Genomic DNA, 24,549 nt, shown 5'->3' on the forward strand with positions numbered 1-24,549 from the left:
CGGCATCGAGAAAATCTGACACTTGCAAGCGCCGCCGCGGCGCGCCCGAGTACCATTCACCACGGTTTGCGAAGTAAAAACGGGGAGCATGCTCCCCGCTTCTATTCCTGTTGCCTCATGCGGGTTATCCGCAGGATCAGCTGCCATCGTCCGACAGTCCGAGCGGGTTGCGCTTGGCGGGCTGCCGCCGCTTGTGCTCGCGGTCACGCTGGCGAAGGACGTCGATCATCACGTTGAACGTCCGGGCAAGTTTACCGATCTCGTCGTCCGACGTTACCTTGATATTGGCCTTCTCGTAGTCCCCGCTCTTCAACGCATGCGCCGCGACGGTCAGGCTTTCGATCGGACGGACGATGCTTCGGGCGAACATCACCGCGAAGACGAAAAATATCAGTCCGACGAGGATGACGCTGTACATCACGTTGGTGAAAAGCTGGTTAAGCGGCTGTTCGAACGCCTGGCGTGATTCGGACACCGCGACAACCCAGTTGTGCCCGATCACGGGTGCAAAGCCGGCCACTTCGGTCGTGCCGGATAGTGTCGAGTGGTAACTGATGTTGCCGATCGACTTGGCACCTACGATCGCATTGGCGAGATCGGGCATATTCAGGGTTTCGATCTTGTTCCGTCGGAAGCGCTGGTCGGCCACGATCTGTTTCAGCTTTTCACTCGGAAGCGGCGTGAGGCTCCGGTATAGCTGCGTCTGGTCGGGGTGGTAGATCATCACCCCGTCGCCGTCCACCAGGAATGGCGTGAGGCGCGTGCCGCGAGTGATCTCGCCCAAAATGCTGGCGACAGTCGTTCCCTTGATGCGCAGCACCACGACGCCGATCACGTTGCGTTCGGAGTCACGCACCGGATTGGAATAGTAGATGCCCGGTGCACCGGCGGTCGATCCGACCACCATGCCCGTCATATGCGGACGTCCCTGCATTGCCTCCTTGAAGTACTCGCGGAACTTGAAGTTCTTTCCCATCACGCCGTCATCGCTCGACGCCACGGCCGTTCCTTCCGGATTCATCAGGAACAGCGGATACACATCGGGGTTGGACTTGACGAGGTTATGAATCTTGGCCTGAATCGAGGCCTTGGCCGCGTCGGTAGGGTGTTGCAGGAAGCTGACGAATTCGGGATCGGTTCCGAGATAATTGGCAAGGTTGCGGCTGTCGTTGATGAGCTGCGAGACACGGCCGGCCGAGCTCTGCGCCAATTGCTCCAGGTTACGGATCTCCGCCGACGACAGGCTTTCAATGCTACCGGTGAGGTTGTAGTTGGCCGTGATCAGCATCGGCACCAATGCGGAAAACACCAGCGCCGTCGTCATCTTGACCACCATCGGCCATGACGCCGGCCGGATCACCGCACGGCCGAAACGCACCAGGCGCGCTTTCAGCAGCCGCGGCGAGTCGAGAAGCACCCGCCAGCTTTCCCCGCCTGCCGCATCGGCGTCACCGACGCGAAGTGCTTCCTGCAATCCGAGGGTGGCCACATGGCCGGCAAAAAGGTGGCGGCGGAATTCCTGCACATCCTGAGGCCGGTCTTTTGCGTCGATTTTCAGTGCCCAGTCAACCGCGCGAAGGAATTCGACGCTGTAGCGCCCCTTCCCTGCTTCCTCCGCCGGCACCATGGGGTCCAGCGTATCGCTGCGATCCGATGCGGCAGGCGGTTTCTTGCCGGTGATCATCCAGTACAAGGTTGCGCCCAGCGCATAGATATCTGTCCACGGCCCTTGTTCACCGCCCTTGTATTGTTCGATCGGCGCGTAACCAGGCGTAATGACATTAGCGACTTCCTGCGGGTCGCCCACCGTCTGGCGCGCGGCGCCGAAATCGAGCAGCACCAGGCTGCCGTCCTCGCGGCGCACATAGATATTGTCCGGCTTGATGTCGCGATGCAGATAGCCCGATTCGTGAACCAATCCGAGCCCGTCGAGCAGTGGCTGCAGCAATGTCAGAAGCTCCTGTTCGGGAAGATCATTGTGCGTCGGCCACCACGCCTTCAGGGCCTTGCCTCGCTCGTATTCGAGCACCATGTACGCCGTGCGGTGGGCTTCGAAGAAGCGTGCCACGCGGACGATATTCGGATGCCGGAAGGTGGCCAGGGTGCGAGCCTCGATCAGGAAGCTATCGAGCCCATGCTGATAGAACTCCCTATCCTCCGGCCAGCGCGGCGTCACCGATTTATCGGAAGCACGCTGCGCAAAATCGCCGGGCAGGTATTCCTTGATCGCCACTTTCACGTTCAAGTGAACATCCGTGGCCAGATAGGTAATGCCAAACCCGCCCTGGCCCAGCACCGAGTCGATGCGGTATTCGAACAGATTGAAGCCGACCGGCAGGGCGAGGTTTTCCTTCGGTGCGGCGAGAGGTGGCGGGGTGCGCGGTGCGGCTGGCGTCGCGGCATTCGCCGGGACGGGCGCCATTGTCTGGAGCCGGGCGACAATGCGCGTCGCGTCGTTGTCCGGCGCCGGCACCAGCACCGTGGCGTCATCGTCCTTTGCCACTTCTGCGACCAGAAAATCGGCCGTCTGCTCCGCATGGGCGATCGCCGTGTCGACCATTTCCAGGCGCTTGCGCAGTTCCGCGGCGACTTCGTCCTGTACCTTGCGCAATTTCCGTTCGGTGCTCACCACCGCTTCCAGTGCGCGCACCCGCTTTTCCAATGCGGCCTTTTGTGCCGCCAGGTTGGCGTGATCGTCGACGGATGCGAGAATCACATCACTAGCGTCGCTGGACTGACCGACCGGTATCCTGTCTTGATTCATGAAAGACCGCCCTTGCCTGGAAATAACTAGCGCCATTTTAGACGCTAGTGCCTGCATTAACGTGGATAAACCGGCCCTAACACCGTATTGCGACCCGCTTTTGCGTTAAAACGGATACAGGTCAGCGCCCGCCGGTAAAACAACAGTGTATTTTTAACATTTGCTTGTGGCAAGCAAGGCGTGTTGAAAACGATTACACCTTGAGCATTGAAAAAGCCGCAGGTGCATAGTATCGTCCTCGGTTACACCGTTCCAACTGGAGTTGTTTTGACTAACTGGAAGCCGCTTTCCCCCTCCCGCTATCACAGGCTTGGCCTCGGATCAGCATTTGGGATGACCGATGTCGGGCTCTCCCGGCGTTCCAATGAAGACAATTTTCTGATCGATGAGGAGATCGGCCTTGTTGTCGTCGGTGACGGCATGGGCGGCCACGATGCCGGCGAGCTTGCCAGTGCCGAGGCGTTGAGCGCCGTGCGTCATTTCCTGAAGAATCAGGCACCGCTTGCCGATCCGGACAACGACGATACCATCCCGGCGGGATCCCAGCGTACGCCGCCGGGACTTTCCCCTGATCCCGACCGTACCTGGTCGGACGCGGCCATGCAGGCCGTAAGCAAGCTGCACGATGCGGTGGACTTCGCCAACAAACGGCTGTACGCAGAGAATCTTGCCCGTTTCAATCCGGATGGCCAGGGCATGGGCACAACGCTCACCGGGTTCTGGCAAAGCTTTGCGAACGGTCCGCTGGTACTGTTCCATGTGGGTGACAGCCGGCTCTACCGTTACCGGTCCGGCCGGCTGACCCAGCTTACCCGCGACCAGACTCTCTATCAGGACGCGATCGACGCCGGCGACTTCCGTGATCTTCCGCCGCGCAATCTGTTGCTGCAGGCAGTTGGGCCATCCTCCTCGGTAATACCGGAAGTACGCAGTCATGATGTGGCATCAGGGGATTTGTACCTGCTCTGCACCGACGGTCTGCATGGCGAAGTCGCCGATGAGGCTATCATGAAAGTGCTGGAACGCACGACGCCGGCCACGCTGGCGGAGTCCTGTACGGCGCTGGTCGCGCTGGCCAATGACAGCGGCGGCAGGGATAACGTGACGGTGCTGCTGGTTGCAGCGGATTAGTATGCGGCGGCCGGCGTTGCGTACACAACCGCCCAGTTTTAGAGAATCGCGGGATGTTCTCCGCGCACCCGGGTTCTTCCCCCCGTCGCTACGCACTCACCAGACCAACTAGCCACCCCCGCTCTGCCCACTCTCCGTCGAGCATTGCCGCAAACGATGCATGCAGTGGAAGGTTCGGCCCTGCAAGAAAGCATGGGTCAATCCGAGGCGATCCATCGGTCCACCACATGCTGTATTGATGCAATGAGGGCAGACCGGAGTTTGCCTGAAATGCAGCAGCGGCTGCGCCCGCCTGCGTAATGTCGGTGATAGGAACGCAGCTTCCCTGAGGACGGCGCGGCAACGACGGAGCGGCTCGCTTCGGATCCATCGCAAATCCCGCAGGCGACGCCGCGATCGCCAATCCGGCCAACTGCAGGTCGAACCCCTGCAGGGAGAACCCCGGGTCCAGCGATGAGAGCGCCAGTCCTTCAACCTCGTCATACCATCCCCTGGACCTGCCGATCCAGTCGGCGATACCCCATCCGTCAGGCAGTGTGGCAGCGATCGTCAATGGAAAATGCCGTCCTACGCGGTCCACGCTCGGCATTAGTACGCCTGCCCAGCCGCTGCCACCGCACACGCCTGGCGCCAGGGCAAAGCGCCAGATCGGGCTGGACAGGTAGATATTCAGCCACTCCTGTCCCAACGTTTCCTTGCTCTGCTGGAGCGAATATTGCAGCCAGCTATCCCAAACCGACAGGAAGGCGGGAGGCAGGCGCCGCGACACAAAGTCGCCATGGGTGGTTACCTTGCCGAAAAAGCCGGGGGAGGTTTCGGGATAAGTCACTATAGTTTGTCCAGGCAACGGAACTGTTCCAGCGCGTCGCGCCGGAATGGATTGATCACACTGCTGGCGCTAAGCTCCATGGCGAATTTGCGCCCCTGCAGGTCGTAAGTCAGCTTGAAGCGTTCGCCTTGGGCGGTCGGCTCGATCACGCCCTTGTCGATCATGCGGAACCATGCCCATGGCCCTTCGGTTTTCAGCACCGGCCCCGCGGCTTCGGGGGTGACATCGAAGAACACGCCGCGACTCGGCTTTCCGCTTGGAAGCTGGAAGGATGCAGGGTCCGCCGGCCCGCCCTTTTCATAAGTGAAGGACTGCCCCTCCACTTCCAGAAGCAATTCGGCAATCTTCGGGTCGGCGCTCACTGGACGCAGTTCAAACCGCATCGACGGCTGCTTGCCGCCGGCCACGAAAAATGCATCCCTGATCCGTGCCGCCCGCTGGAAATCGGCCAGCACATCCTGCGGCAGGTCGAGCGAAACGGCACCTACCGACCGCCAGCGCCACTGGCCGCCGGTCATATCGACATAGGGAAGCAGGTTTTTCTGGAAAAAGTCGTCGATCAGGCCGCCGGGTGCGAAGAATTTGCCGAAGTCGTCCGGCGTGGTTTCCTCCGTCGCTTTGCGCACCACCGGATAACGTCCGGCAATGGCCTGCTTGCAGAACGGCGCGACGTTCGCCGACCATAGGGCATTCAAGCGCGCACGCTCGGTACCCAGCGTGAGGGCCGAGCCATTGCTGTCGACGTTTTGCACCAGCGCGCCCACCATTGGCGGCTTGCCGCTGCCTTCGCGCTTGAGCTTGGCCAGTGCGTCCGCCGGCGGTGGCGGCGTACCCGTGCGGCGAGCACTCTCCGCAGCGTCGAAATAGGCGGACACTTCCATCATCGCAGCCAGCAACTGGTCGAGCGGCATTGCCATGTTGGGTCCGGCGCTGGCCACGAGCTTGTGTAACTCGCTGAAATGCAAATCGACCGGGTTGTTGGACTTGACCACCGGTGCAGGCCCGTCAAGGTCGGTCGCCAGAGCGGCTTCGAGCTTCTTCTTGTAGGCATCGAGCTTGCCCTTGATGGCATTGGCCGCAGTGTCAGTCGCGGATTTGGGCTTGGGTGCGTCCAGCATGGTTTCCCTAGCTGCCGATTTCAGGAGATTGCGCAGCGGTGAATCCGGTCCGCCAAGGATCGCCATGACGCGCGCACCCTGGTCGAGGCTGGTGAAAGGCACGATGCCCACATCGGCCAGAAGATCGTCCCACTGCTTGATGTACTCGACGAAATACAGTTGCTGCACCGACGCCTTGAGCTGTGCGCTGCGTTCGGCATCGGCCACCGACTCCTGCTTGGCCAGCACCCAGCTATCCTTCGCCATGTCGGCGATCGCCTGGTCGCTTTGTTCGATGAACTGCTGGTAGCCCGCCAGCGTGTACATGCCGGGCACGCCTCTTGTAAGCGGCTGCCCGCTGCGGCGCACGAATACCTGCAACACATCCCGGCCGCCCGCGCTGCTGATATTGAACTCGGGCAGGTTCGAACGTGCCATGTCGCGCTTCACCCTGTCGTAGATCCACTGTGCCAACGGCATGCGTGCCAGGATGAGCCGCGTGTCGGCCACCAGCATCGCGTCCAGCGGGACGGCCGTATTGAGTTCTTCGCCTTCCAGCAGTGCGGCGACATGGCTGGACAATGCAAGGCGCTGTGTCTCGTTGGCATCCGATAGATTGCGCTGCCAGTCGTAGTCGATCCACGCTCGCACGGCCCTCGCATCAAAATGCTTTCGGTCACCAAGCATCAGGTACACCCGGAGCAGTTCGTACAGGTATTCCGGACTGTTCGCGCTGCCTCTGCGCAACTGGTCTTCCATGCGCTCGACGATCTTCGGCAGCAGCGTGTCCCGCAGCAGGTTGCGATAGGCGGCCTGAGCGCCGGCGCCCAGCTTGTCACCCTGATAGAGGCCGAGCGTCATGAGCAGGGGCGCGCTGTTGTCGCGGTCGGCATAGCCGCCAGGCAGATCGCGGGCCGCATCCAACACCTTGAGCGTCGAGACCGGATTGCCCTTCGCCGGGACGGCATGAGCAAGCTTTTGGATTTCTTCGACACGGGTAGCCACATCAGCGACATAACTCCGGTTGCGCAGATAGCTGGTAGCCAGTCCGGCGGTAGTGATAATGAGCAAGGAGGCAAGCGCACCGATCGCGCCCCATTGCAGCCACTTCCGCTTGCGCTCGAAGCGCAGGTCGGCGCCGGCAAGTTCCGCTTCCTGAAAAATCACTTCCCGCAGAAGGCGGGTGATGAAGTAGCTGCGCCCGCTGGCTTCGTTCGGCGCCAGCACCTGCCGGTCCAGCCCGAACGCGGCGGCCAGCGAACCCATGACGCGGTCGATCGGGCTGCCTTCCTGGGTGCCGCTGGTGAAGTAGACACCGCGCAGCATCGCCTTTTCCTCGTAGCGGGTCGACTGGAAGACGTCGCCGAGGAAGGTGCCAAGCACATCGCCGATGGCGGCGAATTGCTGCGGAAAGCCATAGATCAATGCACGACGCTGCAAATCACGTTCATGCTGCATGCGTTCCAGAACGCGCGCCTGCAACTGCGATTCGAGCGCCTGGAATTCAGCGGGAAATGCTGTGAGCGCGCTGTCGACCTGGTCGGCTTCGGCCAGCGGATAGGAAATGCCCCAGACCTGCGCCCGCTCTTCCCTTCCGAGGTTGTCGAAGAACTCGACAAAGCCGGCCAACAGGTCGCATTTGGTGACCATGATGTAGATCGGAAAACGGATGCCAAGACGCTCGTGCAGTTCCTTGATCCGTTCACGGATTGCCAGCGCCTGCGCGCGGCGGGCGCTGTCGGTCTGCTGCAGCAGGTCGGCGACGCTGAGTGCGACGATCACGCCGTTGATCGGACGGCGGCGGCGATGTTTCTTCAGCAGCTGCAGGAATCCTTCCCAGGCAGCCTTATCGACTTCGGCGAAGCTGTCCTGCGTGGTGTAGCGGCCGGCGGTATCGAGCAGCACCGCTTCGTCGGTGAACCACCAGTCGCAGTTGCGCGTGCCACCGACGCCGGTGATGGCATTCTTGCCCAGCGCTTCGGACAAGGGAAACTTCAGTCCCGACTGCGTCAGCGTGGTGGTTTTACCGGACCCCGGCGCGCCGACGAACATATACCACGGCAACTGATACATATACTGGCCGCGCGCCTTGCCGCCCAGTCTCGCCTTGCGCAGCATCTGCATTGCTTCCTGCATGCGCTTGCCCAGCGCCGCGACTTCGGCCGCCGATTCATTGGCGCCGGGACGCGGCGCGGTCTTGTCCCCGTCGCCGGCGATCCCCTTCATCAGCTTCAGGTTCGCCAGCTTCGCGGCGATGTACTTCCAGACGAAGTAGGCGATCCACAGGACGAACAACACGCCGATCAACGCCCAGCGGGACCCCTCCGACGCAAACGGTTCGACGCCGTCGAAGGCAAGCAATGGCGCTTCGAACCAGACAATCAGGGAGAGCAAGAGGACACCCAGCAGGGACAGTACCCACGGTTTGATGATCCAGGAAAAAAGTCGCTTCATGGCGGTCCAGATAAACAGCGATTGGGAGTCAAGGTCGGCCCATTTGTCGAAGGCGCGGTTACAGCGGCGCTGCCGGCGTGAGCAAAATGATGTCAACCCGGCGATTGCGCGCCCGGTTGGCGGGCGTGTCGTTCGGCACCAGCGGTTCGGTTTCGCCGCGTCCGACGACACTGTAGCGGTCGGGCGGCCCTGCCCGCTCCGCCAGCAGCTTCAACACCGAGCCGGCGCGTGCCTTCGACAGTTCCCAGTTCGAGGGATAGCGCGCCGAGAAGCCGCGGACGTTGTCAGTATGTCCAACCACGACTACCTTGCCCGGCACGGCCTTGAGCGCGTCGCCGATGCGCTGCATGAGCGGCTCGAATTCGCGTGCGATTTCGGCACTACCAGAGGGGAAAACGCCGTCGCCACGCAGCGTCACCGTCGACTTGCCAGCGGTTTCGTTCACCGTCACCAGTCCGCGCTCGATATCTTCGGCCAGGAACTTCGCCAGCCTCAGCGGTGCAAGCACCTCGACTGTCGGCGCAGGCGGCTCAAGGCGCTCGACCTTGATCTGGTGCAGCGACGCGAAGACCGGATCGGATTCGTTGTTGAGCAGATAGCTGAGGACGAGATGCAGGATCACCAGAAAGACACCTGCCACCGACGCCAGCACCCAGACAGGTACCACGCCGAGCAGTCCGCCGCGTTTTTCAGTCGATCCCCGCCAGCGCAACGACAGGTCGCGCTCATAGTTGCCGCGCTGGTTCTGGATCATGTGGTGCAGGCGATCGCGCAGCGTTTCAAGCTGGTCGCGCCCGCCCTCCAGCACCCGGTACCGCCCTTCCAGGCCGAGCGCCAGGCAGAGGTACATCAATTCAAGCAGATGCAAATGAGCCCTCGGATCCTGGCTGAGGCGGTGCAGGATCATGAAGACTTTTTCGCCGCCCCAGGCTTCGTTGTGAAACGCCACCAGCAGGCTTCGGCTTGCCCAGACACCGTTGCCACCCCAAGGCGTGCTGGAAATCGTCTCATCGAGGAAGGTGCATAACGCATAACGCGCCGCCGCGATGGATTCGGCATCGATACGGCGCGCGCGCAGCTCGCTTTCGAAATTCTTGATTGCATGGACCAGTTGCGCTCGCAATCCTTCGACGTCCGGATGAGCGACCATATGCCGCAGGGGCACGACCAGATCCAGCAAAGGATTGGCCGCCCGCACGATCGGGTTGAGGCCACTGCCGTGCAGCTCGATCGAAGTGCGACCTTCACCCGCCGGATACGTGGCTGCGGCCGTGCCTGCCGTTTGGTACATGGCTGCCGGCGCCGGAGCGGCCTGGCCGGCCGCCGGGCGCCGGCCACCCGGCGTCGGCACCAGCATCGTGCGGTCGGCGTCGAGCGCCGGGTCGAGAGGATCGTTTGCGCTCACGGTGCTTACCTTCTAATCGCCCAGAATTCCATCTGCAGACCGGGAAAGTCGCCGGCCACGTGCATCGCAAAGCCGGCCGATGTCGGCAGCGTTTTCCAAAGGTCGCTACCGCGGTCAAGCTCGAAATAGGTGAATCCGGCGTGATACGGCAACTGCCGAGGCGCGACCGGCAGCGGGCGGAGCCCGATACCCGGCAATTGCAGGTTCACCAGGTCGCGGATCTTTTCGACGGTTCCGATCTTGACCTTGGGCGGGAAGCCGGTGCGCACCGCCTCCGCTGGCATCTGGGCGTTAACCGCCAACACGAACGCCGCCGATTTCACCAGTTCGGCATCCGGCATCACCGCCACGCGGATGCCGAACTGTCGCTCTTCGAGGGGGATCGGGATAGCGTGCGCATCCATCACGATGGACAGCGATTTGCGCAGGTCATCCATCAGCGGTGCGAAGCTTTCGCGCAGGCGGTCATGCCGGTATGGCGGATACTGGATCGCCCGCTTGTTGGGCTTGCTGAAAGTCGCCATTTCACCGGCTAGTTGCGCCATTGCCCGATACAGCTCTTCCGGATGCAGGCCGGTCATGCTGGCCAGGTGGGCGAACATCGGTTCGCTGCGGTTGATCAGTTGCAGAAGTAGAAAATCGGCGATCTCTGCGGCACCGCCGGCGCCAGGCTGGCAGAGCCGGTCCGACAATGCAGCGCCGCGCTGATGCAGCAAGCCCACCAGTTCGTCAGCGAACGCGCCAAGTCGAGGCGCAATGCGATAGTCGAGGCATGGCGGGCAGTATTCCGCATCGAGAACGATCCGGTTATCGGCGCGCCGTTCGATGATGCGCGCCACGCCGATCGAGGTGTAGGCATTGACCACCTCCGACTCCAGAGCAAGCCTCAGGCGCAGCTTGCCGACCTGCATCAGCGCGCTGTTGTCCTCGCCGTTGCTGTCCCAGGCTTCGTACTCCGCCTTGCGGTAGCGGGCGAAATCGTCAGAGGACGATTCGTTGCTGACCTCGGCGATGCCCGGGCGGCGTGTCGGCAAAGCCAGCACCACCAGCGCATTGCGTGCATCCTCGGGAATATCGAGTGGAAGCGGCAGATCGTCATCCGCCGGCAATTGAATCGGCGTACCGTCCGGCAGCACGCCGGAACAGGACAGCAGGGACAATTTGCCGAGGGCGAGCTGCTGCTCGTCGATCTTGAGCGACGAAAATCCCCAGGAATACGGTCGAAGCGCGCCGACGCGCGACTCCAGCATGCTCTGGAGATAACGGTCGTGCTGTTGAAGGTGCTGGGGCTGCAACAGCATGCCCTCGGACCAGACTACCTTGCTATTCCACGACATTGTGCCTCGCCATCGTCATAAAAATGTTCATTCGTTGTCAGGTATGGGCAGGCTGCCGGCGAAACGCCTACTTGCCGGACCGCCGCAACCTGTTGATCTGTTCTTCATAAGCGGCTGAGAACGTATCGCCGAACAACCGCTGGAAATCATCGTCCGCTTCGCGCGAAATATCTTCGTACAGCTCGACAATGTGATCCCACATCTTCGCCTTGCGATTCGTTGCGAGCATCATGTCCATGACACTCGATGCCTTCAGCTTCTCCTCGATCATCGCCGGATCGAAACGCTGAAGCACGCCGGCCAGCGCGGCACGCATACCGGCAATCACAGCGAGTTCATGTGCTTTCAGGTCATCGAAGGCACTGCCGATCGATTTCACTGGCGGCATGTAGCCGCTCAGCTCATTGGTCAGCATCTGCTTCAGCGCGCTCTGCGCATCCGGGAAAAATTTAAGCGGGTTATTGGCCTGCGACGCAATCATCGTCATTTCGATGCGGCTTTCCCGCTTGGTCATGGAGCGTGCGACCAGGACTGCCATCGTGCCGGTGACCGCTTCGCGCAACATCGCGCCCACGGTTTCCGCGACTTCCGTCGCCGGGCGGTTCATCGGTACGCCGGACAACCCCATCCCCTTCAGGAGCGCCTGCAACACGGCACTGTCCTGCGCGCCGGTCGGTGCGCTTGGCGTGGTTGGCGCTGCGGGCCGCGCCACGGTGGCGGGTGGCGCAGCCGGCCGGTAATCGGCCAGAGGGTCGTAATCGTCCGGTATTGCCATCGGCGACGCGGCAACATTCTGCGCAGCCGGGAAAGCCTGGACTTCCGGAGAGACATGGTCGCTTTCAGCACCGCGGATGATATGCGCCTGCGGGTCTGGCGCTATGCTGCCGAATAAATTGAGTCCCAGCGGATCTGCGCCGCTACGGACAGCCGGTTGGTCGATGCCAACGCCGCCCAGTATGGAGGCCGTAGAGAGCGGATCATGCTGATGCGGAAAATGGCCTGCGGATGGTCTGGCCTGAGCCGCGGGCGGCACGGGCGGCTGGAACAACGGCGGCACCGGCTTCGGCTTGGGCTCCGGCAACGGCGGCAAGGCTGTTTTCACGGCTGCCGACGCCGGCGAAATGGATTCAGCCTCGACGACCACTTCAATGACATAGTCGCCGATGGTCAACAGGTCGCCATGGGCAAGCTTGACTTCGCGTCCATTGCCCAGCGGACGCTGGTTGACCATGCTGGGATTGCTGCCGGTATCGGCGAGATAGTAAGCGCCGTCGCGGAAGGCAACCTTGGCGTGGGCGCGGGAGATGTACTTGCTGGGGTCGTTCAGCACCAGGTCGTTTTCCGGCGTGCGACCCACGGAGCCCCCGGATGCGTCGAAGCGCTTGACCATCGGCGCCGACATCGGCTGGCTTCGGTACGACTGGATACGCAGGGTTAACGGCATTGGCATGTTCCGGGTAATCGATGAAATCAACTGCGGTCAGTACTGCTGCGTTGACACCCCCTGCTCCGCATGTGGATTCCCTCCCTCTCTCGGAGGGAGGATCATGGTGCGGCAGCAGGGTCAAACAAATCGCGACGATGGCGCAACCTTCACACCCTCTACGCGGGCCGCCCCATCCCTACCGTCCCCTACGAGGGTTTAAGGCGCTATTCACCTACGGGTCAAAACAGCCATGTTTTAACAGAGACTTGTCTCCACCAAACCGCCTTTCAAACCCGCAACATTATACGTCCCGACTTTCCCAGTGGCTACGCTTGCCACTTCCTCATGTCGTTCCGTCATCGGCATCGGTCGGCGCTTCCGGATCTGTCGGGGCGGTTGGCGCGGTCGGGGCGCTGACCGTGACGCCCGATCCGCTGCCCGCCGAACCGCCGCTATTGAGCAGGATGGGCGTTCCCGTGACCGACACGCTGGTCGGTCCGATCACCACCGAGCCGCCGCCCGCCTTGAGCGTGATACTGACGCCCGCTTCAATGACCACGTTCGTGCCGGCCTTGATATGGATGTCGGTTCCGGCATCGACGCCGAACTTGGTGCCGGCCTTATTCTGGATCGCCATCCCGACGTCCTGCGACAGCGTGCCGTCGACTTTCACCTTGTTGTCGCCGGTGACGGTCGTGCTCCTGCCGCCGTCGACCTTCTCGTTATGGTCTCCGGTGACGGCGCTATGCATGCCGCCATCTATTTTTTCGTTGTAGCTGCCGGTCACCGTCTTGTGGGTGTTCCCGGCAATTTTCATCTTGTAGTTGCCGGTGATCGCCAGATGGGCGTCGCCGCCGATCTTTTCATGTCTGTGTTGCGTCACCACCAGGTGCCGGTTGTTGCCGATCCATTCCAGGGAATCGTTCTTCACCCGGTTATCCTGGTTTTTCTCGGCGTGGATGAAGATCTGCTCGCTGCCCTTCTTGTCCTCGAAGCGAATCTCGTTGTAACCCTGGCCGCCCTTGGAAGAATTCGATTTGATAGTCGACCGGGTCGCGTGGTCGGGCAGCGTGTACGGCGGCATCGTATCCGCGTTGTAAACGCTGCCCGTGATCAGCGGCTGGTCGGGATCGCCTTCCAGGAAGCTCACCACGACCTCGTGGCCGATGCGCGGGATGAACATGATGCCCCAGCGCTTGCCGGCCCATCCCTGCGACACCCGGACCCAGCAGGAGCTGGTTTCGTCTTCCGGACCAACCCGGTCCCAATGGAATTGCACCTTGACGCGTCCGTACTTGTCGGTCCAGATTTCCTCGCCCGCCTTGCCCACCACCATGGCCGTCTGGGGACCGCGCACGTACGGCTTGCGCGCCGTGCAGTCCGGGCGATACGCATGTTCCTTGCGAATCGCAGACAGGGAGCAGACGAACACCGGGCTCGGCTCCTTCGGCGGCACCGGCTCATAGAAGTCGGATGCCAGGGTGTATTCAGCGGAAACCACCAGGTAATCGCTGTTCTGGTCGGCACGCGGATGCCCGGTCAACGTGAACAGACCGCCGGGAAACACGCCGCGCGCGTTGCTGCCGGCATATACCCGCTCATAACGGGTATGCATCGCCTCGATGCGCGCCTGTGCGTAGCTTTCGCCCTTTGCGCGTGCGATGAACTTGCCCGGATAGTCGAAGATCTCGTGGGTCGACTGGTCATAGGTGCGCACCAGCGCCGATCGCACCAGCAGCGACGAGCTGCTCGCCGTCGGTTTCTCGAAGTCGTAATCCCGGAGCACGTAGGCGCCGGGCTGGACCTCGCCGCCCATGGTCCAGTCGTACATCACCTCGCTCAGTTTCATCGTGTCGTCGTCGCGGGTGGCATAGGGAATTTCGGCGAAATTAGTGATCGACTGATGTGCGCCGTAGGAATCGGCCAGGACCATGGTATGCCTGCCGAGCTCGCTCTTGAAGTAGTAGTAAATTCCCTCCTTCTCCAACAGGCGGCTGACAAAGTTGAAGTCGGTTTCGCGGTACTGCACGCAATACGGCATCGCCGTGTACTCGCCTTCCAGCATCGTGACGTCGAAGTCGGCCACGGTGTAGGGCTCGAACACCGCCTTGATAATCTCGATAACGGTCTTGTCCTGAAAAATGCGACAGTCGGCCGACCGCGTCAGGAACCACAGCCACGGCCGTACGGTTGCCTGGTAGGTCGAGTACCGTCCCTGCTTGCCGGTCAGGGCAAAGCGGGTGACGAACCCGTTGAAGTGCCGCTGTCCGCCCTGCACCTGCGGCAGGTCCACCGACACCGTCAGCAGGGTCGCGAGCAGGTCGTCGATATTCAGGTCCGCCCGCTCGCTCAGCAGGTCGAGGTTGTACTCGCTTAGCGCGCCGAGCTGCTCGGTGCCGGTCATGCGGCGGAACAGCAAGACATCCGCGCCGAGTGCGCAGGTAACCGATATCTCCCTGTTTGCTTGTGTTGCTGGCATGTTGTTTATTGTCATTGCCGCATTCCGGCGGCGGTAAGTGGAGTTGTCAACCGATGAAGGAAAGCAAAGGCACCGTTACGGAATCATGGTTTTTACCGTCGCCGGATTGACGATGCTGATGACGCCACCCCAATTGCAGATGCATTTCGACACGTTGTCCAGCGCCGGCATATTGGCGATCAGTACCGTTGGCGCGCCCACGACCCATGGCGAAGAGGTGGCTGGCACGCACGGCATCGGGGTAAGCACGCCGAGCGCCGCCGCGGTCGCGGCCGCCACCGTCGGGTTGGCCGGCGAACTGCACATCCCGAACGGCATGATGTTCACCAGTGGCTTGTGATCCATGATGTTGGCAGCGGGTGGACCTTCCGCCATGACTTTGTTGGTCGGCAGCACAACCAGGCTCGAAGGCGCGACGCCGAACGAACATTGGAGCATGGCACCCATGGAGACTTGATTTGGCATGTGTCTATTGTTTTGTTAGGCGAGCTGAAACGCGATGCAAGGCGACAGGCTTGGCGGACGCAAACGTACCGGGCACATCAAAAATACGCCAGCCGTTTCTGCACCTTCAGTTCAGTCCGGATCTTGTTTTCGGTGATTTCCTGGTCTTCGAAACCGTCGATCCCGGTGGTGCACAATTCTTCATCCTTGCCCTCCTTCTTGATTCCGTAAAGGCAGTGGTAGGAATGGATCAGTTCATGCGCCAGCACGATATAAGGCCGCGCCGCTTCGCCCTTGCTGGTCACGACTTCCACGTTGGTGAAGTACATGGTGCAGACCGTGCCCTGCCCTTTGACCGTCGATGACATCGGGTCCTTGGCTGCGTTCTGGCTCCCGCCGAGTTTGTAGAAGCTGCAGCCCTCCGGTGCCTTGTGACGTGGATCGTCCGATTTCTGCAGGGTTTTGTTCATTCCTCCGCCGGCATAGTACGCCGCCTTGTATCCCGACTGTACGAACGTCATCGATTGCGGAACCACCATGACGTTCACCGATGGAGGGAAATCCGCCCTGTGTCGCGGTGTCGCCTTGGCGATGAGGTCAAGCAGCTTTGCGCCGGTCGGCGACTCTGCGATCTTGGCAAGCGCTTCCCGCACGATCGGTACGAAAAACGGGTTTGCAGCGGTATCGTACTTGCAGGCGATACCCGGATAATCCGGTAGCGGGGCGATGATCTCTGCCATGGTGATATCCCTCAATTAAAAAATCATGGTTATTGCACCTTGTACGGGCCGGCAACCAGGCCCGGCCATGACCAGATTGGAGCTGTTGTCAGCCGCTCGGCAACCTGGCGGATGCCTAGATCAGGTGCCTTTTACCATGTCGGCGAAACTCTTCGGCGGCAGGGCCGCAGCAACCGGCATCCCCGCCGTGGCAACCGGGCCGGGCGGCGCGACGACCGGGGCCGGCCCATTGACCGATCCGTTCTTCCACAGCGGCCCTACGAAAGCCAGCCAGTACGGGCCTGCCTCGCGCTTCACATATTCTCCGCCGGTGATGCCGAACATATGGTGCACATAACGGTGCTTGCCCTGGACGAAGGCAGCCACTTCAAAGCTGGGGTGGCGGTAAATGTTGTAGTACTGGCGGTCGACGTTGACGGCAATCGCGTAATCGAGCGAAATCGGGATACGCGCGACGCTTGGCGCCTTGTCCACCTGCGCCAGGAATTTCTCGCGGTCGCCCGGACCGCAGACGATGAGGGTACTGATCGATACGTTGCGATTGTTCCAGATCTCTATCGCCTCGTTCGCCATGTTATCCAGGTCACCGACCTTGCCCTCGACGACCCACATATGCTTTTCGAAGAATGAATTGTGAAAGAATGCGCTCATTTTTGTTGTCCGTAGATGGCCGGTACTCCCGGCTAACCGAGGTGATGAAACTGAATTTCCCGAAACGACAGGGGAACCTTCGCACCTGCCGACGTCACATAGGTTGCATATTGCCGCACGAGCGCGAGGAAGAAATCAAGCATACGTCCCCGTGGCACCTTGTACTCGCCCGAATTGGGATCAAAGAAAATCATTCCGTCGGGGTGGGCATACAGCGCGCACAAATGGTTGGTCGGCATTCCCTGCAGGTTCATGATGATGATGTAAAAACCGGGATTGGCGTAAAGATGCGTCAGCGCCGACCCGAAGGTTGCGTAGTTGGTTTCGCTGACCGTGCCTCGCCGACGCATGCCGACCGCTGCCGGCGCCACCACGTCAACGCGCTCGCCATAGCTTGCTGCCGGCAAGTTGTTGAAGAACCCGGCGAAGTAGTCGATATTGCGCCACCCCTGGTCCGAATTCAGGTAGTCGATGCGTTTCGACGCCACTTCTGCCGGCACCTTGCGATAGCGCTGGACCCAGCCAAACGACAGTCCGGTACAGCCGCCGATCTGTACCTCCGGCAAGGCCGCCAGGAGAGGACGGGATTTGATCTGGCGACGCTGCTTGTACTTGGCGACGCGAAAGCGCTTCAAGTCGGAAATCGTCTTCCAGGAAGTAAAATTTGGCATGTTTTTTCTAGCTTTAATCAATTTGATGCGGTAGTAGTGCGTAAGGCTTCCTGTTGCATTGATGCGCCATTCTTGCGTTCACCGGACGTCAATCCCGCACGGCGGAGGATCAAATGACGCTGAAATGCAGCCCGAGGGCTGCCATGTCATGCGATGGAATGGATGGCACGACCTTGACATCCGCGAGCTTCAGGTTCGGAATGTAAAGCTGCCAGGCCTCGATGCCGCCCAGCGTGTCCGGCACATACACACCCATATCCTTCAGCCGCTTGCGCTTGGTTGCGTTGGTGACCATCTGGCCGACCATCGCATTCATGTCCTTCACTGACATCGGACTGTCCAGCGAGAACTTCGAGCTATCCACCTTGGTGGCCGCCGGCTGCGGCGCAAACCCTCCCCAATACGCCTTGGCGCCATCCTGTAATGCGATTTCCTGGTATTCCTCGATGTCGTTCCAGTCGATGCGGATTGCCGACGCAAAGCGCACCATCTCGCGCATGCTGACGCTGTTTGCCTTCGCTTCGAGATAGCGGCCCCGCGCACCGAGCTTATCCTCCTCGAACGGGTCGACCGCGGACCACCACGGCGACAGGAAACCGTTCCTGCCTTCCTGCACCGTGTACGAGGAAAGCTTGAATAACTTCATGCCCGATTTAAGCGAGACGACACGGGCTTTTCCATTCAGGAACGCTTCCTGGATATACGCCGGTTCCTTGCTGAAGTCGGAATCCTGCAGGCTGCCGTTAATCATGTGGACTTCCTTTTGTCAGAGAGAATTCGCAACGGGAGCTGCGCAACCCGGGTTCATTCAAACGAATAGGCAAATTCCCCACCTTCAGCGGTCACGTGCACCCTGGTAATAGACTTCCCTTCCATCATCCGCTTCAGGAACTCGCCGCTGATCGTCGGCAAGACTGAATTGGTCAGAATCGCATCGATCATCCGTCCGCCGCTTTCCAGCTCGGTGCATCGGCTTGCGATCAGCTTGACGACATCGTCGGTATAGGTGAACGGCACCTTGTGGCTCTGGCCGATGCGCTTTTCGATGCGGCCGAGCTGCAGGCGGATGATCGCGCCGATCATTTCATCGTTGAGCGGATAGTACGGAATCACGACCACGCGCCCCAGCAGCGCGGGCGGGAACACCTTCAGCAGCGGTTCGCGCAGCGCCTTGGCAATGCCGTCCGGCTCCGGCATCAGGTCCGGGTCCTTGCACAGGTTCATGATCATGTCGGTGCCGGCATTGGTCGTCAGCAGGATCAGCGTGTTCTTGAAGTCGATGACGCGGCCCTCGCCGTCTTCCATCCAGCCCTTGTCGAACACCTGGAAGAAGATTTCATGCACGTCCGGATGTGCTTTTTCCACTTCGTCCAGCAGCACGACGCTGTAGGGGCGACGGCGCACCGCTTCGGTCAGGACGCCGCCTTCGCCATAGCCGACATAGCCCGGCGGCGCACCCTTGAGCGTGGAGACGGTGTGCGCTTCCTGGTACTCGCTCATGTTGATGGTGATGATGTTCTGCTCGCCGCCGTACAGCGCCTCGGCCAGGGCCAGCGCGGTTTCGGTCTTGCCGACGCCTGATGTGCCGGCCAGCATGAAGACGCCGATCGGCTTGCTCGGATTGTCCAGACCGGCGCGGGATGTCTGGATGCGCTTGGCGATCATGTCCAGGCCATGCCGCTGGCCGATGATCCGTTTGCTGAGCGTATCGGCGAGCTTGAGAACATTCTCGATCTCGTTGCGAACCATGCGACCGACCGGGATGCCGGTCCAGTCCTGTACCACCGATGCGACCGCCTGGTGATCGACCGTCGGCAGGATCAGCGGCGACTCGCCCTGGTGTGCCGCGAGCGTTGCCTGCAATGTCTTCAGTTCCTCCAGCCATGCGTCGCGTTCCGCCGCGCCAGCCTCTGCAACCGGTGCGTCGGCCGCGCCCTCCACCTTGCCGGTGACGGTGCGCAGCTTGCCGCGCAACTCGAGGATGCGGGTTACAAGTTCCTTTTCCGCATTCCAGCGGGTTTCGAGATCGGCCAGACGGACACGCTCCGCATCGAGCTTTTCCTGTGCGACGGTATGGCGTGAATTGGTGTCGACACCGACCGCGGTTTCCCGCGCGATGATTTCCAGTTCGGTCTCCAGCGCGGTGATGCGCTTGCGGCAGTCGTCAACGGCCGGCGGCGTCGCATGCTGGCTGACCGCGACCCGTGCGCAGGTGGTATCGAGCAGGCTGACTGATTTATCCGGCAACTGGCGCGCAGGAATGTAGCGGTGCGATAGCTTGACCGCGGCTTCCAGTGCCTCGTCGAGTACCTGCACCTTGTGGTGCTTCTCCATCGTCGAGGCGATGCCGCGCATCATCAGGATTGCTTTTTCCTCAGTCGGCTCTGGTACCTGGACGACCTGGAAACGGCGGGTCAGCGCCGGGTCCTTTTCAATATGCTTTTTGTACTCGGCCCATGTCGTCGCAGCGACAGTGCGCAATGTGCCGCGCGCCAATGCAGGCTTGAGCAGGTTGGCCGCATCGCCGGTACCGGCAGCACCGCCGGCGCCAACCAGCGTATGGGCTTCGTCGATAAACAGGATTACCGGCTTCTCGGACGACTGCACCTCCTCGATCACCTGGCGCAAGCGGTTCTCGAACTCGCCCTTCATGCTGGCGCCGGCCTGCAGAAGACCGACGTCGAGCGTGCGTAGCGTCACGTCCTTGAGCGATGGCGGTACGTCGCCGGCGACGATGCGCTGGGCGAATCCTTCCACCACCGCGGTCTTGCCCACGCCGGCTTCGCCGGTCAGGATCGGGTTGTTCTGGCGACGACGCATCAGGATGTCGATCACCTGACGGATTTCGTCGTCACGGCCGACGATCGGGTCGAGCTTGCCGGTACGTGCCTGCTCGGTCAGGTCGACGGTGTACCGCTTCAGCGCTTCCTGCTTGCCCATCGCTGCCGGCGATACCGCGCCGCTGGCCTCACCTGGTGCAGCACCGCCACCGACCTGGAAGCCGTCTGTCGCCTTCATCTGCGCTTCGGGGGATTCGCCGAGCAGACGGGTGAAATCCTCCACGAAGGCCTCGAGCTTGATCTTTTCGAACTGGCGGGAGATCGCGTACAGTGAATTGCGCAGCGATGAGGTCTTGAGGATGCCGACCAGCAGGTGACCGGACCGCACCTGCGATTCGCCAAACATCAGGGTGCCAAACACCCAGCCGCGTTCGACCGCCTCTTCCACCTGCGACGACAGGTCTGTTACGGAGGTGGAGCCGCGTGGAAGACGGTCCAGCGCCTCGGTGATGTCGCGCGCCAGTCCCGCCGGATCGAGTCCGTAATGCTTGACGACACGCATCAGGTCGGAATCCTGCAGCTGCATGATCTGGTGCAGCCAGTGGACCAGCTCCACGTACGGATTGCCGCGCAGCTTGCAGAATACGGTGCTGCTCTCGATCGCCCGGTAACAGAGGCTGTTGAGTTTGCCGAACAAGGCTACGCGACTGATTTCCGCCATGGTGAGATCCTTTTTAGAGCTGGTTGATGTGATTGGTCGGGTTGAGCAGGAGCTGCCTGTCGTCCTGCTTCGGGGTACGACTGCTGAGCCAGGTGGTCCATCCGAGCCTGGATTGCTTGCCCAATGTGAGCCGCGGCACTTCTTCTTTCTTCAAAATCAGGTTGACGTCCCAGTTGTAGCCGACGCCCGCGTAATTGCGCACCCATGCGACGAGACGCTTGATGCTGTCGCCGCCGGGCAGCATGTGCTGGTATTGCTCAAAATCGACAGGACCAATCTCGATGCGAAACTTGTGCTGGCAATTCCAGACTTTTGACCCGAGCACGGTTGTCATGCCGAGCACCTCGGCGTCAGGCCCGCTGCGCAGCCTGCACCGGCCATCGGCGGGCAGCGTCATCCAGTGGCCGACGAATTCCTTCAGCGCCACCGGCAGCCGGAAGAAATCGGACAGGATGGCTGCCAGGCCTTCGGCGTTGCGGGCGTGTGCCGACAACCGGCCGGCATAGTGCAGCTTGGCGAAATCCGGCGCAGCATCACGATCATGCAGCGATTTCATGCCGATACCGATCAGCGAGCCGACGTAGTCGGCAAACCGGTCCGACTCCGGCCGGTCCAGACTGACCGCCGGTTGCGCACTGGCCCAGCTCCGGTAAAACAGTGCGATCATGCGGTGATGAAATACGTCCAGGAAGCGGGCCAGAGTCGGATCGTTGGCATTGCGTACCCGATCACGGATGTACTCGGTCAGATGTACAGGCATCGGACCATTGGCGCCCAGCAGGCCGAAGAAATTGACTTCCACGCGCGGTGGCTGATCGCCGGTGGCCGGCGTGAATGACTCGATCATCGAATGCGCGAAGGAGAGCGACGGCGGCTGGCCGAAGCGCACGGCGTCATCCTGTGGACGCTGTGACTGGCCGATGCGCGGCTTGTCGGGGTAGGCGCATTCGATGCGACGCAAGGCGGCAAAAAAATCGAATGTGGCCGGGTCCGATTCGAGCCGCTGGAGGATGTCTACAGGATTTCGCATCGCCCCACCCTCGCCGGCCACTTCATGATCTCACCGCGCTTGGTGGTTTTCACCACCGTTTCAGTAAAGGAATTCAGTGATACGTATTTGGCGAAGAATTGCTCCAGCACCGCGCCCAGGAGAAACACGCCGATACCTTCGAACGCTGATTCCTCCATCGTCACCGCGACCTGCAAACCGCGTCCGTAGGTAATCGGCCCGGGCACCGGAAGGCGGCGGACGATCGGCGATGCGGTCACGGACCTGAGCCCTTCGATCTGTGCGTGGCTTGCTGCGTCGGACGCGGAGCAATACAGGCGCATCAGATCTCGCAACGCAACCGCGCCTTCCTTCTCGCTGCTGTCCATCAGCGACAGGTAATTCAAAGACAGGTGACTGACCAGCCGCCAGGCGGTTTCGCCTTCCGCATGTGACGGCGACGGCACAGTTGGTCCGGCGACGCAGCGCACGGACTGCACCGGCGCACTCGACTCGACGGTGAAGTCGGTCTTGCCGCTGCCGACCGGCATGCTGAGGACGAGGTCGCGATTGGTGCAAAGGGTATCGATGCCGAGCTGACGCAGGCTGCTTTTGTACGGCGCTTCGACCGAATCCACCAGCGACAGGAAAATCTCGCTGCCTATGTAGCTTGAGCGCGGACCCTGCCGACGCTGCCGCTCGGAGAGCAGACGGCGGCCACGCCTTACCTGGTAGTAGGCTTTCTCCTGGCTGCCGGACTGCAAATCGTTGGAGGAATAGAATGGGCTGAAGAGTTGTTCGGCGTCCGGGCCGGTCCCGTACCCTTTCACCCCCGATACCTGGTACACCTCGAAATCCATGGGCCGGGTGCGGTCGGGCACGACATGGTATTCGGAAAACTGGTCCGACAGATGGATGCGGTCCGCGCGTTTGGGGAACAGGTTGATCGCCGGTGTGCAATAGAGCGAAAAATTGGCCGCCGACACGGTCTGCTCCAATGACGGATCGGCGCGGTTGAACAGAACGACGACGTCGATTTCCTTGTCCGGGCAGCGTGCCATGCCCTTGGCAAGTCCGCCCAGTTCGGCAAACATATAGCGCTGGGGAAATGCAAAATATTCCTGCAGCAGGCGGTAGCCCTGGAATGAACGCGGACCACAGGGCAACAACGCCTGGTCGTCGTCAAATCCAACACGCTTGATATTGCTCTTCGCGACAATCTCGTGCCAGCTTGCCGGATGCCTGGTCGGCATGACCACCATGCCGACGGCGTTCGACAGCAATTGCTCCAGCATCCGCGCGGGGAGCGAGTCGCTGCCCCGCAGGTACAGCGGCAACTTGTCGAGAGGGATTTCCCCGAAGGTTAGGCCCGCGGTCGCTTTCAGTCGCAGGCGCAGCCCTGCCTTGATGCTTCCGAGACGGGATATCTCCACGCCGCCAACCTCGCCGGCGTAGGTGAAGTATTTCGCTTCGGCCAGCTCCACCGGCCACATCGTCACCTCATGCGCGGTCCGGTATTCACAGGAGGTCTGGTCGCCCTTGCCGAGCAGGCTCCGCAGTGCCGTGCCGCGCTCCACCTTGAAGCCGGCGGCAAGACTGCCCTCGGTCAGGTCCGGATGCAGTTGCACTACCGCCATCGACGGCGTCGGCGCCAGGTACTGCGGATAGACCAGTTCCAGCAAGTGATTGGTGAAGCGCGGGAATTCGGCATCGATCTTGAGCTGCACCCGCGCTGCGAGAAAACTGAAGCCTTCCAGAAGACGCTCGACATAGGGATCGGCGCAGGCATAGGTTTCCAGTCCAAGCCGTCCGGCGATTTTCGGGAAGTCACGCGCGAACTCGCCCCCCATTTCCCGCAGGTGCTGCAGTTCCCGTTCGTAGTATCGGAGGAGCTTGGTATCCATCAGGTAGGCATGAGCTAAACGTCAGACGGGAGCGGAATCGAAGTCAAATACCTTGATTTCGCCGATCTCCAGATCGAGCTCCGTTTTCAGGTAAAGACGTTCGGGCAAAGGCTGGCCCCATAATTCGCCATGCACTTCAAACACGATGTGATTCGGACTGCCGGTAGCGTCTTCCACCGCCACTGCCTTGATCCGAACCGAATCGCGGAGGATACGTGGTTCGAAGTCCCAGATCGCCTGACGAAGCCTTCTCTCGACTTCAGATAGATCCAGACCGGAGGCTGTCTTGCCGGAAAAATCGGGCAGGCCGAAATTGATGACCGACTGTGCCGCGAGGGGGGTCTCCTTCAGGTCCTGCAGGATGCCCAGTCCGGTGGTATTGAACAGCCAGCCGAGATCACGCAGCACCGCTTTCCGCAGGCCGCGCATGGACAGCACGCGTTTGTCGCGGGGCTCCTGCGTAGCTTCGGTTTCATCGTCGGTAAGACGATCCAGCAGCGAGGGTTGCAGCCGTTCCTTGCTCGTCAGTTCAGCCATGCCGCGATCCCCGCGGCAAGATGGACAGTGCTTCCGGCGTCATCCTCAGACCGCTTCTACGGTAACGTCAACCGTCACGTTAAGCTGGACCGAGCGGATTTCCATCAATGGATAATCGCCCCTGTCGGTGGTCAGCATCCGTTGGCCGACACCCCAATAAACGTCAGTCGCCTTTTCGGTCCATTCAGTCT

General features: G+C 61.1%; 18 protein-coding genes. 1 reads left to right on the top strand and 17 read right to left on the bottom strand.

Annotation, left to right across the window (positions count from 1 at the left end):
- Positions 1 to 136: 136 nt before the first annotated feature.
- Positions 137 to 2,764: a protein kinase domain-containing protein gene (locus VGU61_RS05025; RefSeq protein ID WP_326858006.1), complete on the bottom strand. Its 2,628-nt coding sequence runs from the start codon at positions 2,762 to 2,764 to the stop codon at positions 137 to 139.
- 267 nt (positions 2,765 to 3,031) lie between these two features.
- Here VGU61_RS05025 and VGU61_RS05030 point away from each other — a divergent pair, with 267 nt between their 5' ends.
- Complete coding sequence (locus tag VGU61_RS05030; protein ID WP_326858007.1) at positions 3,032 to 3,895, top strand: PP2C family protein-serine/threonine phosphatase; 864 nt, start codon at positions 3,032 to 3,034, stop codon at positions 3,893 to 3,895.
- 88 nt (positions 3,896 to 3,983) lie between these two features.
- Here the strand turns inward: VGU61_RS05030 and tagF are convergent, their stop codons facing one another.
- The 16 genes from tagF to VGU61_RS22610 form a co-directional block, all read right to left on the bottom strand.
- Positions 3,984 to 4,724 (bottom strand): type VI secretion system-associated protein TagF, encoded by a 741-nt coding sequence (gene tagF / locus VGU61_RS05035; RefSeq protein WP_326858008.1) that lies wholly within the window; start codon positions 4,722 to 4,724, stop codon positions 3,984 to 3,986.
- On the bottom strand, positions 4,724 to 8,275 hold the full coding sequence (tssM, locus tag VGU61_RS05040) for a type VI secretion system membrane subunit TssM (RefSeq protein ID WP_326858009.1): 3,552 nt from the start codon (positions 8,273 to 8,275) through the stop codon (positions 4,724 to 4,726). The genes tagF and tssM overlap by 1 nt, the downstream gene beginning before the upstream one ends.
- Positions 8,276 to 8,333: 58 nt before the next feature.
- Positions 8,334 to 9,680, bottom strand: a complete 1,347-nt coding sequence (locus VGU61_RS05045; RefSeq protein WP_326858010.1) for a DotU family type VI secretion system protein — start codon at positions 9,678 to 9,680, stop codon at positions 8,334 to 8,336.
- A gap of 5 nt (positions 9,681 to 9,685) precedes the next feature.
- Positions 9,686 to 11,017, bottom strand: a complete 1,332-nt coding sequence (gene tssK / locus VGU61_RS05050; protein WP_326858011.1) for a type VI secretion system baseplate subunit TssK — start codon at positions 11,015 to 11,017, stop codon at positions 9,686 to 9,688.
- Positions 11,018 to 11,084: 67 nt separating this feature from the next.
- Positions 11,085 to 12,461: a type VI secretion system-associated FHA domain protein TagH gene (gene tagH / locus VGU61_RS05055; protein WP_326858012.1), complete on the bottom strand. Its 1,377-nt coding sequence runs from the start codon at positions 12,459 to 12,461 to the stop codon at positions 11,085 to 11,087.
- A gap of 325 nt (positions 12,462 to 12,786) precedes the next feature.
- Positions 12,787 to 14,922 carry a type VI secretion system Vgr family protein gene (locus VGU61_RS05060; RefSeq protein ID WP_326858013.1) on the bottom strand — a complete coding sequence of 712 codons (2,136 nt, stop codon included), beginning with the start codon at positions 14,920 to 14,922 and terminating at the stop codon, positions 12,787 to 12,789.
- Positions 14,923 to 14,997: 75 nt separating this feature from the next.
- Positions 14,998 to 15,387 carry a DUF4280 domain-containing protein gene (locus VGU61_RS05065; protein WP_326858014.1) on the bottom strand — a complete coding sequence of 130 codons (390 nt, stop codon included), beginning with the start codon at positions 15,385 to 15,387 and terminating at the stop codon, positions 14,998 to 15,000.
- Between the two features lie 77 nt (positions 15,388 to 15,464).
- On the bottom strand, positions 15,465 to 16,106 hold the full coding sequence (locus tag VGU61_RS05070; RefSeq protein WP_326858016.1) for a M91 family zinc metallopeptidase: 642 nt from the start codon (positions 16,104 to 16,106) through the stop codon (positions 15,465 to 15,467).
- Positions 16,107 to 16,226: 120 nt separating this feature from the next.
- Positions 16,227 to 16,757, bottom strand: coding sequence for a hypothetical protein (locus VGU61_RS05075; RefSeq protein ID WP_326858017.1), 531 nt, complete (start codon positions 16,755 to 16,757; stop codon positions 16,227 to 16,229).
- 32 nt (positions 16,758 to 16,789) lie between these two features.
- Entirely contained in the window at positions 16,790 to 17,428 is a 639-nt protein-coding gene (locus VGU61_RS05080; protein WP_326858018.1) for a hypothetical protein, read from the bottom strand.
- A 109-nt stretch (positions 17,429 to 17,537) separates the two neighbouring features.
- Positions 17,538 to 18,179: a hypothetical protein gene (locus VGU61_RS05085; protein ID WP_326858019.1), complete on the bottom strand. Its 642-nt coding sequence runs from the start codon at positions 18,177 to 18,179 to the stop codon at positions 17,538 to 17,540.
- 53 nt (positions 18,180 to 18,232) lie between these two features.
- Positions 18,233 to 20,929, bottom strand: coding sequence for a type VI secretion system ATPase TssH (gene tssH, locus VGU61_RS05090; protein ID WP_326858021.1), 2,697 nt, complete (start codon positions 20,927 to 20,929; stop codon positions 18,233 to 18,235).
- A gap of 13 nt (positions 20,930 to 20,942) precedes the next feature.
- Positions 20,943 to 21,959, bottom strand: coding sequence for a type VI secretion system baseplate subunit TssG (gene tssG, locus VGU61_RS05095; protein ID WP_326858022.1), 1,017 nt, complete (start codon positions 21,957 to 21,959; stop codon positions 20,943 to 20,945).
- On the bottom strand, positions 21,944 to 23,821 hold the full coding sequence (gene tssF / locus VGU61_RS05100) for a type VI secretion system baseplate subunit TssF (protein ID WP_326858023.1): 1,878 nt from the start codon (positions 23,819 to 23,821) through the stop codon (positions 21,944 to 21,946). Before tssF ends, tssG begins: the two co-directional genes overlap by 16 nt.
- 21 nt (positions 23,822 to 23,842) lie before the next feature.
- Positions 23,843 to 24,358 carry a type VI secretion system baseplate subunit TssE gene (tssE, locus tag VGU61_RS05105; protein ID WP_326858024.1) on the bottom strand — a complete coding sequence of 172 codons (516 nt, stop codon included), beginning with the start codon at positions 24,356 to 24,358 and terminating at the stop codon, positions 23,843 to 23,845.
- A 45-nt stretch (positions 24,359 to 24,403) separates the two neighbouring features.
- Positions 24,404 to 24,549, bottom strand: a 146-nt coding sequence (locus VGU61_RS22610; RefSeq protein WP_414691597.1) for a type VI secretion system accessory protein TagJ, incomplete at its 5' end; no start/stop codon positions are given.

The organism is Noviherbaspirillum sp., from assembly GCF_035944575.1.
Lineage (GTDB): Bacteria > Pseudomonadota > Gammaproteobacteria > Burkholderiales > Burkholderiaceae_D > Noviherbaspirillum.